The sequence below is a fragment of the Enterobacter chuandaensis genome, assembly GCF_003594915.1.
GTDB classification, from domain to species: domain Bacteria; phylum Pseudomonadota; class Gammaproteobacteria; order Enterobacterales; family Enterobacteriaceae; genus Enterobacter; species Enterobacter chuandaensis.
The window spans coordinates 237,138-250,492 of sequence record NZ_QZCS01000004.1; the positions used below are offsets into that span (position 1 = coordinate 237,138).

Below are 13,355 nucleotides of genomic sequence, written 5' to 3' on the forward strand. Positions count from 1 at the left end.
CTCCGGGAGCGGTTTTCATACTACCGCGCGCGCCTTAAGCTGCATCTGTCTTGCCCGCAGGTACCCGTAAATAAGCAGCGCACTCATGGCCGAGAAAGAGAGAACCGCCGCTGGCAGCGTGACGTAACGCCAGCTAAAGCCCAGGGTAATCATCATCCCGCCGAAGTACGCGCCAATCGCACTGCCGAGATTAAACGCCATTTGTCCCCCTGCTGCCCCCAGCATCTCACCGCCCTTCGCATTTTGCAGAAGCAGGATTTGCAGCGGCGCAGAGAGCGCAAACAGCCCGGCGCAGCAGATAAAGCCCATCATCAGTGAGGCCGTTTTTTGTTCACCAAAGGTGAAAAGCAGCAGCAGTGAGGCGACAATCACCATGTCGGTGGTGGCCGCAATGCGCAGCGGGCTAAACCGGCCGGAGAGCTTACCGCTCAGCAAATTGCCCAACACCATGCCCAGCCCCATCAGCATCATGATGGCCGTCATCACCCCTTCCGAAAAACCGGAGACGTTGACCATAAACGGCTTAACGAAGCTAAACCACGCAAACACGCCCGCGTTGCCAAACATGGTGGCAGCAAAAATCAGCCAGGGTTCCGGTTTCTTGAGGAAATGGAACTGCTCAGTCAATTTGATTTCTGATTTGTCGTGGATATCCGGCACCCAGAGGAGAACCGAGAGGATCACCAGCGCGTCGAAGACAGCAATCAGGAAAAAGGTATAACGCCAGTTAAATGCATGCCCCAGCCATGTACCCAGCGGAACGCCCATCAAATTGGCGACGGTCATGCCAGCAATCATTCCAGAGACCGCAACCGTCACCTTCCCCGGTGGCGCAATTTTCGAAAGGATTATCGCCCCGACGCCAAAAATGGCCCCGTGTGGAAAGCCGGAAATCAGCCGCCCCACCGCCAGCCAGAAATAGGACGTCGAAAACGTAAACAGAGCATTGCCGACCGCGCACATGGCCACCAGAAACAGCAGCGTGGTTTTTAACGAAAACTTTCCCGAAAACAGCGCCACAATCGGGGCGCCGACCACCACGCCGAAAGCATAAAAAGAGATCATATTCCCGGCGGAGGGAATCGAAATACCGGTGTCGTGCGCCAGTTCGGTTAGCACACCCATAATGCCAAACTCAGCCATGCCCAGGCCAAACGTGCCAAGCGCCAGCGAAAAAATTGTCTTTTTCATACCGCAACCACAGGTTAATACTCGCGACGGGCATTATTGAACAATCTTGTATGGTGAGCCAGTTCAAATCAGCCAGCTGACACATTAATCCATTAATTCAGGTGGATTACACTTCATAGTGCGGTCTCGCTTTTTCCCGCGCCGGACAACCTGAGGATGACAATTATGGGAAGTAAAAAGAAAGCCCCTGTCGCTGTTGAAGTCGTAAAGAGTGCTCCGCTAAAGACTAAAGAATATGAAAAAGAGCTGCGCCGCCTGCACGTTGAACTTGTCAAGCTCCAGCAGTGGGTCGTCGCCAAAGGATTAAAAGTGTGCATCGTTTTTGAGGGCCGCGACGGTGCCGGGAAAGGCGGCACCATAAAAGCAATTACCGAGCGCGTCAGCCCGCGTGTTTTTCGCGTCGTCGCGCTCCCCGCGCCTACCGATAAAGAGAAAAGCCAGCTCTATTTCCAGCGTTACGTACCGCATCTGCCCTCTGCAGGTGAAATCGTCATCTTCGACCGCAGCTGGTATAACCGCGCGGGCGTCGAGCGCGTGATGGGCTTCTGCACCGAAGAACAGGTGGAGAAATTTCTGGACGGCACGCCGGTTATGGAAAAAGCGATGGTCGATGCCGGGATTATTCTGCTGAAATACTGGCTGGAGGTGACGCCGAAAGAGCAGGAACGCCGCCTGCGCGATCGCATCAACGATGGTCGCAAAATCTGGAAGCTGTCCCCGATGGACATCAAATCCTTCAATTTGTGGGATGAATACACGCTCGCCCGCGATGCCATGTTTGAAGCCACCGATACCGCCTGGGCACCGTGGTTTGTCGCGCGTTCAGAAGATAAAAAGCGCGTGCGCCTGAATATTATTTCGCATTTGCTTTCACAGATCCCCTATAAAGAAATTCACGTCGATAAGGTGGATTTACCGAAACGAAAAATTGGTAAGGTGAAGCCTACTAAATACCCTTTCCGGTATGTTGAGGAGCGGTTCTGATATAGCAGGAGTAGGCCCGCGCAAGCGCAGCGCCGCCGGGCAAAGCCGACGGCGCAGGTCTTACTTGATCCCTTCCGTACTTTCCTGTTTCGCTTCCAGCCGCTCGACATCACGGTACCAGCGCGGGTGGTGTTTCTGCGCCCAGCGGCGGCTCACCTTCCCTTCAATCATGCCTTTAATCGAGCCTTTAACCCAGAACGCCATATACATATGGATCAGGATTGCGTGGATCAGAATAATGGCCGACGTGGCGTGGATCAGCAGCGCGTAGCGAATCACCTGAATCGGGAAATAGTGCGCAAAATACGGACGCCAGATAATCACCCCGGTCACCAGCAGCACAAAAATCATGCTCATGATGGTCCAGAACATCATCTTCTGCCCGGCGTTATACTTGCCTACCTTCGCGACTTTATGCTCGTTGCCCTTCAGAACTTCGACAATCCCTTTCAGCCACGGAATGTCCTGTTTGTCCGGGATGTTGTGATGGACAAAGCGCACGAACATAAACATCAGCACCACGAAAATCAGCACGCCGAAGAACGGATGCAGAATGCGCCCCATCTGCGGCGTACCGAAGGTTTCGGTCAGCCACTGCAGCGTCGGGAAGAAGAACGAAATCCCCGACACCGCCACCAGGAAGAAGCAGATCACCACCGTCCAGTGACAGGCGCGGTCGATAAACTTCGTGCGCACGATCATTTTCGACTTACTCATGGTGTTCCTCCTCATCGTCATCCACCTCTTTGTTTGGCCCGATACCGATGTAGTGATAAATCAGCCCGGCAAAGGTAGCGATAAAGCCCGCCGCTGAGAGCGGTTTGAGCGCCCCTTTCCACAGGTTGATCGACGTGTCGATCGCCGGTTCCTTCGGCAGATTGTGGTACAGCTCCGGTTGGTCGTTGTGATGCAGAACGTACATCACGTGCGTACCGCCCACGCCCTGCGGGTTGTAAATGCCCGCCTTGTCGTAGCCGCGCGCTTTCAGCTTGTCCACACGCTCTTGCGCCACGTCGAGCATCTCTTTCTTGGTGCCGAAGTGGATCGCGCCGGTGGGACAGGTCTTCACGCAGGCAGGCTCCTGCCCGACGCTGACGCGGTCCACGCACAGGGTGCATTTATATACCCGGTTATCCTCTTTATTGAGGCGTGGGATATTAAACGGACAGCCCGCGATGCAGTAGCCGCAGCCGATGCAGTTATCCTGCTGGAAGTCGACGATCCCGTTAGCGTACTGAATAATCGCCCCGGCAGACGGGCACGCCTTCAGGCAGCCCGGATCTTCACAATGCATGCAGCCGTCTTTGCGGATCAGCCACTCCAGCTTGCCGTTCTGGTCGGTTTCGCTAAAGCGCATCACCGTCCAGGATTTGGCGCTCAGATCCGCCGGATTGTCGTAGACCCCAACGCAGTGCCCCACCTCGTCGCGGATATCGTTCCACTCCGAACAGGCCACCTGGCAAGCTTTACAGCCTACGCAGGAGGAGACGTCGATCAGCTTGGCGACTTCTGCCTTGTAGTCCCGCGCGCGGGGCGCGGGGGTTATCGGGTTGGTCGCGGAGCGTTTAATAATGTCTTGTGTTTCCATCGCCATTTAATCGCTCCTTACGCTTTCTCGATGTTGACCAGAAACGCCTTGTACTCCGGCGTTTGCGAGTTCGAATCGCCGACGTTTGGCGTCAGGGTGTTGGCGATGTAACCTTTCTGCGCCACCCCCTCAAAGCCCCAGTGCAGCGGGATGCCGACGGTTTCAACCTGCTGGCCGTGCACGTTCAGACTTTGCAAACGACGGGTCACCACCGCCACCGCGCGAATAAAGCCGCGCTTGCTGCTCACCTTAACGCGGTCGCCGTTGGTAATGCCTTTCGCCTTCGCCAGCGTTTCGCTTATCTCCACAAACTGTTCCGGCTGCGCGATGGCGTTAAGCCGCGCGTGCTTGGTCCAGGTATGGAAATGCTCGGTCAGGCGGTAGGTCGTCCCCACGTACGGGAATTTGTCCTTTTTGCCCAGACGCAGCACGTCCTCTTCGTAGATGCGCACCACCGGGCTGGAGACCACGTTCGGGTGCAGCGGGTTAGTGCCGAGCGGCGTTTCCATCGGCTCGTAGTGTTCCGGGAACGGCCCTTCCGCCAGCTTGTTGAGGGCAAACAGGCGCCCCAGCCCTTCCGGCTGCATGATGAACGGCCCGGTGTTGCTGCCCGGTGCGGCGGTGTTATAGTCCGGGATGTCGTTCCCCGTCCACTTCGCCCCGTTCCACTGGATCAGCATGCGCTTCGGATCCCACGGCTTGCCGTTGATATCCGCCGAGGCGCGGTTGTACAGCACGCGACGGTTAAGCGGCCACGCCCAGGCCCAGCCCAGCGTGTTGCCCAGACCTGACGGGTCAGCGTTATCGCGGTTCGCCATCTGGTTACCCTGCTCCGTCCAACTGCCGGTGTAGATCCAGCAGGATGATGCCGTGGTACCGTCGTCACGCAGCAGCGCAAAGCTGTTCAGCAGCTGGCCTTTCTTCGCCACCAGGTTGCCGCTGGCGTCATAGAGATCCGCCAGCGCCACGCCGTTGTTCTCTTTGGCGACTTCCTCAGACTCCGGACGATCCGGCTGCTTGTAGTGCCAGCTCATCTTCAGCAGCGGTTCAGCGCCTTTGCCGCCTTCGGTGCGGTACATTTCGCGCAGGCGATGGTAAATCCCGGCCAGGATCTCACCGTCGTTACGCGCTTCGCCCGGTGCGTCCTGCCCTTTCCAGTGCCACTGCAGCCAGCGGCCGGAGTTGGCAATAGAGCCGTCCTCTTCCGCAAAGCAGGTGGACGGCAGGCGGAACACTTCGGTCTGAATCGACGCCGGATCGACATCGTTTGATTCACCGTGGTTCTGCCAGAAGGTGGAGGTCTCGGTCACCAACGGATCGATAACGACCATGTACTTCAGCTTGCTCAGGCTACGAACGACTATGTTTTTGTCAGGGAAGGAGGCCACCGGGTTAAAGCCCTGGCAGATATACCCCGTGACGTTACCCTTATCCATCATATTGAAATACTTGATGACGTCGTAAGCCTGGTCCCATTTCGGCAGCCACTCAAAGCCCCAGTCGTTCTCTTTCTGCGCCGCGTCGCCGTAGAAGGATTTCATCAGGCTGACGTAGAACTTCGGATAGTTGCTCCAGTAGTTCACCTGGTCCGGCAGCGTTGCTTTTGGCGTATTGGCCTCAAGATACGTTTGCAGATCGGCCTGCTTTTCCGACGGCAGCGTCAGGTAGCCCGGCAGGCTGGTGGAGAGCAGACCGAGATCGGTGAGCCCCTGAATATTGGAGTGACCGCGCAGCGCGTTCACGCCGCCACCCGCCATCCCCATGTTACCGAGCAGCAGCTGGATCATCGCCATGGTGCGGATGTTCTGCGCCCCAACGGTGTGCTGCGTCCAGCCCAGTGCATACAGGAATGTGGTGGTTCTGTCTGCGGCGCTGGTGGAGGCCAGCACCTCGCACACTTTCAGGAAGTCCGCCTTCGGCGTGCCGCAGATGTTCTCCACCACGTCCGGCGTATAGCGGGAAACGTGCTGCTTCAGCAGGTTCCACACGCAGCGCGGGTGCGTCAGCGTTTCATCCCGCATCGCATAGCCGTTTTCATCGAACTGATAGTTCCAGGACGTTTTGTCGTACTGGCGTTTTTCGGCGTCATAGCCGCTGAACAGCCCGTCATCGAAGGCAAAATCATCCCGCACCAGCAGGTTCGCGTTGGTGTAATGCTTAACGTATTCCGCGTTAATTTTGTTGTTTTCGATCAGGTACAGCAGAACGCCGGACAGGAACGTAATGTCCGTACCGGAGCGGATTGGCGCATAGATATCGGCCACCGATGCCGTACGCGTAAAGCGCGGATCGACGACGATAAGCGTCGCATCGTTGTTGTTTTTCGCTTCCATCGCCCAGCGGAATCCCACCGGATGGGCTTCTGCAGCATTACCGCCCATTACCACCACGACGTTAGCGTTTTTGATATCAACCCAGTGGTTGGTCATCGCACCGCGACCAAATGTTGGAGCAAGACTTGCTACCGTTGGTCCGTGTCAGACGCGCGCCTGGTTGTCTACCGCCAGCATGCCGAGAGAGCGCACAAATTTTTGCGTCAGCATGCCGGTTTCATTGCTTGCCGCAGAGGCGCATAACATGCCGGTGGATAACCAGCGGTTAACCGTTACGCCCTGCGCGTTCTTTTCAATAAAGTTGGCGTCGCGGTCGGCTTTCATTAATTTGGCAATGCGGGAGAAGGCCTCATCCCAGGAGATGCGCTGCCATTTATCCGAACCCGGCGCGCGGTATTCCGGGTAGCGGAGGCGGTTTTCACTGTGGACATAATCCAGCAGGCCCGCCCCTTTCGGGCATAATGCCCCGCGACTCACCGGATGATCCGGATCCCCTTCAATATGGTAAATCGCTTCTCTGGCGTTCTTCGCGCCATCGCCCAGGCTATACATCAAAAGCCCACAACCTACGGAACAGTATGTGCAGGTGTTACGGATCTCTTTCGCGCGCAGCAGCTTATAGTTGCGTGCCTGAGCCAGCGCCATTTTGGGAGCAAATCCCAGCATTGCGGCTGTTGTTCCGGCCATACCGCCCGCGCAGATTTTGAAAAATTGTCTGCGGCTGACGTCCATTGTTGTCCTCGTTATCTGATAAGACTTCGCGCCGCAAACTAACAGCAAAGCCCCTGTTTTTTTTGCGTCAAATCAAGGTCTCCCGACTTCGCCCCCTTAATAGTCAGCGCTACCGTGTTTGAATAATCCTTTAGGGTTAAACCCTTGAGAGAATTATTCGCGACAGGGTCTGGATTAATGCTATACATTTTTCCTTTGAATTTATTAGCGATGAAGACGAAATGGACAGAAAGAGAGCAACGCTAACGGGACTGGCGGCGATACTGTTATGGAGCACAATGGTGGGCCTGATTCGTAGCGTAAGCGAAGGGCTGGGGCCCGTCGGCGGCGCGGCGATGATATACACCCTCAGCGGATTATTGTGCCTGGTGACGGTAGGATTTCCTGATATTAAACGTTTTTCACCCGGGTATCTTATTGCAGGCAGCGTGCTGTTTGTCAGTTACGAAATTTGTCTGGCGCTGTCATTGGGCTATGCCACATCAAGGCCGCAGGCTATTGAGGTAGGAATGGTAAATTATCTCTGGCCGAGCCTGACGATACTCTTTGCCATTTTGTTCAATGGACAAAAATCAACGCTGTGGGTGATTCCTGGTTTAGCGATCTCATTGCTCGGCGTGTGTTGGGTATTAGGGGGTGAGCAAGGGCTACATATTGATGAAATAACCCGCAATATCGTCTCTAACCCGCTCAGCTATGCGCTTGCCTTTGCGGGAGCATTTATCTGGGCCGCCTACTGCACCGTAACCGCCAAATTTGCCAAAGGGCAAAACGGTATTACCCTCTTTGTTTTGCTCACTGCGCTGAGCCTGTGGGTGAAATATGCCGTCAGCGATCAGCCTGAAATGGTATTCAGCTTTCCGGTTATCGTGAAACTCATTATGTGCGGCATTGCGCTTGGGTTTGGCTATGCGGCATGGAATATTGGCATTCTGCACGGTAACGTCACCGTACTGGCTGCCGTATCCTATTTTACTCCCGTGCTCTCTGCTGCGCTTGCTGCCTCGCTGCTGAGCGCCCCCCTCTCTTTTTCGTTCTGGCAAGGCGCAGTGATGGTCTGCGCAGGCTCGTTGCTCTGCTGGTACGCCACGCGAAAATAAGATTCAGAAGCTTGCCGGGTTCGATTAAACCCGGCAGAAAAATTAACATAAATTTAATATGTGATCACATCGTAATATATTTATCAGAACATTAGTGCGTTTGTTGATGTTCTGTTTATATTACTTCCCTTCGTCAGTTTCCAGACATTAAATTGACATAACCTGACACCGCTGCGTAACTACTTCCCTGCGAATATTACCGCCGTCAATAACACGAAACGCAATAATACCCACCATAGTAGCCGCCAGAAAAATAATCTTTTTTTGATTAAATAATCATCACATCATTTTATTCAGCCGCCATTAATCCGATCTCGATCACACTAAATGAAATTATTACTCATATTTTGAAACTTATTATTGAAAGACAACTACAAGATTTTTAAAAATAGCGTGCCATTGACGAGCAGCCTCGTTTAGAAATCGTTCAAAATGGTTCAGGAAATACTGAAAAAAATTATAAGGAATATTTAAGATGAAACTTAAATTAGTTGCAGTGGCAGTCACTTCCATGTTGGCAGCGGGCGTTGTAAACGCCGCTGAAATTTATAACAAAGACGGTAACAAGCTGGATCTGTACGGTAAAGTGACAGGTCTGCACTATTTCTCTGATGACGCTGGCGCAGACGGTGATAAAACCTACATGCGTATCGGCTTCAAGGGTGAAACTCAGGTTAACGATCAGCTCTCCGGTTACGGCCAGTGGGAATACCAGATTCAGGGTAACAAAGACGAAGGCGACAACCAGTCCTGGACGCGTGTGGCCTTCGCAGGTCTGAAGTTCGCTGAAGCCGGTTCATTCGATTACGGTCGTAACTACGGCGTGATTTACGACGTGACTTCCTGGACCGACGTTCTGCCAGAATTCGGCGGTGACACCTACGGTGCCGACAACTTCCTGCAGTCTCGTGCAAACGGCGTGGCAACTTACCGTAACCAGGACTTCTTCGGTCTGGTTGACGGCCTGAACTTTGCCCTGCAGTACCAGGGTAAAAACGGCAGCGTCAGCGGTGAAAACACCAACGGCCGCAGCCTGCTGAACCAGAACGGCGACGGCTACGGCGCGTCCCTGACTTACGATCTGGGTGAAGGCTTCAGCGTCGGGGGTGCAATGTCTTCCTCCAAACGTACCGCTGACCAGAATGCGGCTGGCGTATACGGTGAAGGCGACCGCGCAGAAGTGTACAGCGGTGGCGTGAAGTACGACGCGAACAATATCTACCTTGCCGCGCAGTACTCTCAGACCTACAACGCGACCCGCTTCGGTACCTCTAACGGCAACCGCAGCGACATTTACGGTTTCGCCAACAAGGCGCAAAACTTCGAAGTTGTGGCTCAGTACCAGTTCGACTTTGGTCTGCGTCCATCCATCGCCTACCTGCAGTCCAAAGGTAAAGACATCGAGAACTTCGGCGACCAGGATCTGGTTAAATACATCGATGTTGGCACCACCTACTATTTTAACAAAAACATGTCCACCTACGTGGATTATAAAATCAACCTGCTGGACGACAACCAGTTCACTCGCCAGGCAGGTATCGGTACCGACAACATCGTTGCGCTGGGTCTGACCTACCAGTTCTAAATTTTGTCTGTGAAAAAGCCAGCTGAGTAAGCTGGCTTTTTTTGTTTCTGCAAAATGTATTACTGCGAGTTTACCTTTGCCAGGCTAAACCAAATCCCGACGGCCAGAAGCAGCAGCATTCCTCCTGCGCTCCCCAGCGCCACGCTGTGGGAGGTGATAAACGCCGCTTTCGCCGCCTCAATCACCGACTCCGCCAGCGCTGGCGTCAGCTCCTGTGCCACCTTCATCGCCTCACCAATGGATGACGACGCGCTGTCGACGAGCGTTGCGTTCAGCCCCTTCGGCAGTTCAATCGACGCCGAGAAGCTGCGGGTGAGCAGCAGACCAAAAATCGCGATCCCCAGCCCAGCGCCCAGTTCATAGGACATGGTTTCAATCGCCCCGGCGGCAGCCGCTTTCTCTTTCGGTGCCGCAGCCATAATTGCCGATGTTGAAGCCAGCAGCGCGCTGGCGGCGCTGAAGCCGAGTAGCACCATCAGGCACCATGCCTGCCACTGTTGCGTACTGAAATCCAGCATTGACAGGCCGATGAAGCTGACCGCACTGAGCCCCATCCCCCCGGCTGCGACAATGCGCAGCCCCAGGCGGCCCACCAGCACACCGGCAATCGGCCCGCTGAATCCGCTTGCCACCATCACCGGGAGCATAAACATTCCCGCCTCGAACGGGGTAAAGCCGTGGACAAACTGCAGCTCCTGCGCCATCAGCAGCTCAAAGCCCACCAGGGCGATCATCGCCGTCATCGCCATCACCACGCCGCTTAAAATGATGCGGTGGCAGAACAGGCGCATGTCGATCATCGGCACGCGGGCGCGCAGCTGAATGCGCACGAAAATAAACAGCATCGCGGCTCCCGTGAGCAAGGTGCATGCCACCAGCCACGGCGACAGCGCGCCCTTCAACGCGGTTTTGGCGCTATAAACCAGCAGCAGAATGGCCACAATCAGCATGATCGCGTGGCTGATATTTAACGGCTGCTCAGGACGCCCTTCCTGCTGCGGAACAAAGCGCGCGGCAAGGGTAACGACGATAAGCACAATCGGCACGTTGATCAAAAACACCGAGCCCCAGTAGAAGTGCTCCAGCAGCATACCGCCAATCAGCGGGCCAAACGCCGCCCCACCGGAACCGACCGCCGCCCAGACGCCAAGCGCGATGTTACGATCCCGCGCGTCGAGAAACAGCGTGCGGATCCCTGCCAGGGTGGCGGGAATGATCATCGCGGCACCAATCGCCAGCGAGGCGCGCGCCGCAATCAGCCATCCTGCAGAAGGTGCAAACGCGGCCGCCAGGGACGACAGGCCAAACAGCGTGCTGCCGATCATCAGCAGCCGTTTAAAACCAATGCGGTCACCCAGCGCGCCCATCAGCAGCACCATCCCCGCCATCACCAGCGAGTAAATATCGATGATCCACAACAATTCGTTACCGCTGGCGCCCAGCGTCATGCTCAATGTTGGCGCCGCCACGTGCAGCACCGTCGCGTCAATCGCCACCGGGATGTACACCAGCACGATAATTACTAACGCTAACCACTGACGAAACATAAATTTCCTTATCATTTTCATTCATGGACACATGTCCAGGATGCGATCCTACGGAATGTTGAACGCATGTCCAGCTTTTTGTTACACTCGTTTCATTCCCATTGAGAGTAGAAATAAATGCGATATTTGAGCAAGGAAGAGCGGCGGGAAGCGATCCTGCAGGCCGCGATGCGCGTGGCGCTGGCCGAGGGGCTGGCCGCCATGACGGTACGGCGCATTGCTGCAGAAGCGGGCGTCGCAACCGGGCAGGTCCACCACCACTTTGCCTCTGGCGGTGAGTTAAAATCACTGGCGTTTGTGCGCCTGATCCGCGAGTTACTGGATGCCGAGGTGGTGGGTGAAAACGCCAGCTGGCGGGAACGGCTGCACAGCATGCTCGGCAGCGACGACGGTGGGTTTGAACCCTACATCCGCCTGTGGCGGGAAGCACAAATCCTCGCCAGCCGGGATCCCGAGATCAAAGCGGCTTATGTCCTGACCATGGAGATGTGGCACCAGGAGACCGTGGCGATTATCCGCGCCGGGGCAGATGCCAACGCGTTCACGCTTAACGATCGGGCGGAAAATATTGCCTGGCGTTTGATAGGGCTGGTTTGTGGCCTGGATGGGATCACCATATTAAATATGCCCGAAATGGACGATGCGGCATTTAATAAGCATCTCGACAAACTTATCACCCTGGAATTGTTTTAATACTCCTTCCGGAGTATTAATTTCCGCAGAATGTTACAATTAGTAACACATTAAGCGAGCCCTTATTTCCATTCTAATCTCAGGGGTTCGCTTTTTTATCTATCCTTTCAGATGTATCCCAAAGCATCCAAAAAAACCAATAACACACTCCCACTCATCTTTTTGTTTTAACTTCATTTTTCTCTCCATTATGGTAAGCAAGAGGGCGATATGTCGCAACAAAGTGAAAAGAGTAACCCACATCTGTTGAGTAACTGGAAACCTGAAAATGCGCAATTTTGGGAGAATAAAGGAAAACATATCGCACGAAGAAACCTATGGATTTCGGTAGCTTGCCTGCTATTAGCGTTTTGCGTCTGGATGTTATTTAGCGCCATCGCGGTCAACCTGAATAAAGTCGGTTTTAATTTCACCACCGATCAGCTTTTTATGCTAACGGCATTACCTTCTCTCTCCGGCGCGATATTGCGCGTCCCCTACTCGTTTATGGTGCCGATATTTGGCGGGCGTTACTGGACGGTATTGAGCACCGTCATCCTGATTATTCCCTGCGTCTGGCTGGGGATTGCCATTCAGGACAACGCTACGCCTTACTGGGTCTTTATTGTCATTGCCCTGCTCTGCGGTTTCGCTGGGGCTAACTTTGCCTCCAGCATGGGCAACATCAGTTTCTTCTTCCCGAAAGCCAGACAGGGCAGCGCGCTGGGCATCAACGGCGGGCTGGGCAACCTGGGCGTCAGCGTCATGCAGCTGGTTGCGCCGCTGGTCATCTTCCTGCCGATGTTTACCTTCCTCGGCGTGCACGGCGTACCGCAGGAGGACGGCTCAACGATGTGGCTGGGCAACGCGGCCTGGATCTGGGCGCCACTGCTGCTTCTGGCAACCCTTGCGGCGTTTTTTGGCATGAACGATATCGCCAGCTCAAAAGCCTCCATCGCCAGCCAGCTTCCGGTGCTTAAGCGCTTCCATCTCTGGCTGTTGAGCCTGCTTTATCTCGCGACCTTCGGCTCGTTTATTGGATTCTCGGCGGGCTTTGCCATGCTGTCGAAAACCCAGTTCCCGGACGTGAACATCCTCCACCTCGCCTTCTTTGGCCCCCTGATCGGCGCGCTGGCACGCTCCGCGGGCGGGATGATCTCGGACAGGCTGGGCGGCGTGCGCGTCACGCTGATTAATTTTATCTTTATGGCCATCTTCAGCGCCCTGATCTTCCTGACGCTACCCGGCTCTGGCTCCGGCAGCTTTGTCGCCTTCTATCTGGTGTTTATGGGCCTGTTCCTCACCGCCGGGCTGGGCAGCGGATCGACCTTCCAGATGATCGCGATTATCTTCCGCCAGATCACCCTCGACCGCGTCAAAAAGCAGGGTGGCACAGATGAACAGGCACAGCACGAAGCGGTGACGGAGACCGCCGCCGCGCTGGGCTTTATCTCCGCCATCGGTGCCGTTGGCGGGTTCTTCATCCCTAAAGCCTTTGGTACATCGCTGGCGATGACCGGATCGCCGGTCGGAGCCATGAAAGTCTTCCTCGTGTTTTACATCGTCTGCGTGCTCGTCACCTGGCTGGTGTATGGCCGCAAATCCGCACAAAAATAAAAACTA

10 protein-coding genes are annotated in these 13,355 nt (G+C 55.0%); 5 read left to right on the forward strand and 5 right to left on the reverse strand.

The genetic code is table 11. The features are described 5' to 3' along the window. Positions 1-15 precede the first annotated feature (15 nt). On the reverse strand, positions 16-1,191 hold the full coding sequence (gene araJ, locus D5066_RS08740) for an MFS transporter AraJ (RefSeq protein ID WP_119915696.1): 1,176 nt from the start codon (positions 1,189-1,191) through the stop codon (positions 16-18). A 165-nt stretch (positions 1,192-1,356) separates the two neighbouring features. On the opposite strand from araJ, the gene ppk2 reads away from it, so the two are divergent. Next, positions 1,357-2,175 carry a polyphosphate kinase 2 gene (gene ppk2, locus D5066_RS08745; protein ID WP_119915697.1) on the forward strand — a complete coding sequence of 273 codons (819 nt, stop codon included), beginning with the start codon at positions 1,357-1,359 and terminating at the stop codon, positions 2,173-2,175. 60 nt (positions 2,176-2,235) lie between these two features. Here ppk2 and fdnI read toward each other — a convergent pair whose 3' ends face one another. The 3 genes from fdnI to fdnG are packed head-to-tail and all read right to left on the reverse strand — an operon-like array spanning position 2,236 to position 6,828. Beyond that, entirely contained in the window at positions 2,236-2,892 is a 657-nt protein-coding gene (fdnI, locus tag D5066_RS08750) for a formate dehydrogenase-N subunit gamma (protein WP_080329188.1), read from the reverse strand. Continuing rightward, positions 2,885-3,769 carry a formate dehydrogenase subunit beta gene (gene fdxH, locus D5066_RS08755; RefSeq protein WP_080329189.1) on the reverse strand — a complete coding sequence of 295 codons (885 nt, stop codon included), beginning with the start codon at positions 3,767-3,769 and terminating at the stop codon, positions 2,885-2,887. The genes fdnI and fdxH overlap by 8 nt, the downstream gene beginning before the upstream one ends. An 11-nt stretch (positions 3,770-3,780) precedes the next feature. Next, positions 3,781-6,828: a formate dehydrogenase-N subunit alpha gene (fdnG, locus tag D5066_RS08760; RefSeq protein WP_119915698.1), complete on the reverse strand. Its 3,048-nt coding sequence runs from the start codon at positions 6,826-6,828 to the stop codon at positions 3,781-3,783. 221 nt (positions 6,829-7,049) lie between these two features. On the opposite strand from fdnG, the gene yddG reads away from it, so the two are divergent. Next, entirely contained in the window at positions 7,050-7,928 is an 879-nt protein-coding gene (gene yddG, locus D5066_RS08765) for an aromatic amino acid DMT transporter YddG (RefSeq protein WP_119915699.1), read from the forward strand. Positions 7,929-8,403: 475 nt separating this feature from the next. Beyond that, positions 8,404-9,513 (forward strand): porin OmpC, encoded by a 1,110-nt coding sequence (locus tag D5066_RS08770; protein ID WP_061098128.1) that lies wholly within the window; start codon positions 8,404-8,406, stop codon positions 9,511-9,513. 59 nt (positions 9,514-9,572) lie between these two features. Here D5066_RS08770 and D5066_RS08775 read toward each other — a convergent pair whose 3' ends face one another. Continuing rightward, positions 9,573-11,060 (reverse strand): MFS transporter, encoded by a 1,488-nt coding sequence (locus tag D5066_RS08775; RefSeq protein ID WP_119915700.1) that lies wholly within the window; start codon positions 11,058-11,060, stop codon positions 9,573-9,575. A gap of 117 nt (positions 11,061-11,177) precedes the next feature. Between D5066_RS08775 and D5066_RS08780 the strand changes: the two genes are divergently transcribed. Together D5066_RS08780 and D5066_RS08785 are read left to right on the forward strand one after the other, a co-directional pair. After that, positions 11,178-11,753, forward strand: coding sequence for a TetR family transcriptional regulator (locus tag D5066_RS08780; protein ID WP_119915701.1), 576 nt, complete (start codon positions 11,178-11,180; stop codon positions 11,751-11,753). A 210-nt stretch (positions 11,754-11,963) separates the two neighbouring features. After that, positions 11,964-13,349, forward strand: a complete 1,386-nt coding sequence (locus tag D5066_RS08785; protein WP_119915702.1) for a NarK family nitrate/nitrite MFS transporter — start codon at positions 11,964-11,966, stop codon at positions 13,347-13,349. Positions 13,350-13,355: the final 6 nt, after the last annotated feature.

What these genes read in the sequence shown, in the direction of transcription:
- D5066_RS08780 (WP_119915701.1), top strand. Translation starts at nt 11,178, where the DNA reads ATGCGATATTTGAGCAAGGAAGAGCGGCGGGAAGCGATCCTGCAGGCC.
- yddG (WP_119915699.1), top strand. Translation starts at nt 7,050, where the DNA reads ATGGACAGAAAGAGAGCAACGCTAACGGGACTGGCGGCGATACTGTTA.
- fdnI (WP_080329188.1), bottom strand. Translation starts at nt 2,892, where the DNA reads ATGAGTAAGTCGAAAATGATCGTGCGCACGAAGTTTATCGACCGCGCC.
- fdxH (WP_080329189.1), bottom strand. Translation starts at nt 3,769, where the DNA reads ATGGCGATGGAAACACAAGACATTATTAAACGCTCCGCGACCAACCCG.
- D5066_RS08775 (WP_119915700.1), bottom strand. Translation starts at nt 11,060, where the DNA reads ATGTTTCGTCAGTGGTTAGCGTTAGTAATTATCGTGCTGGTGTACATC.
- araJ (WP_119915696.1), bottom strand. Translation starts at nt 1,191, where the DNA reads ATGAAAAAGACAATTTTTTCGCTGGCGCTTGGCACGTTTGGCCTGGGC.
- D5066_RS08770 (WP_061098128.1), top strand. Translation starts at nt 8,404, where the DNA reads ATGAAACTTAAATTAGTTGCAGTGGCAGTCACTTCCATGTTGGCAGCG.
- ppk2 (WP_119915697.1), top strand. Translation starts at nt 1,357, where the DNA reads ATGGGAAGTAAAAAGAAAGCCCCTGTCGCTGTTGAAGTCGTAAAGAGT.
- D5066_RS08785 (WP_119915702.1), top strand. Translation starts at nt 11,964, where the DNA reads ATGTCGCAACAAAGTGAAAAGAGTAACCCACATCTGTTGAGTAACTGG.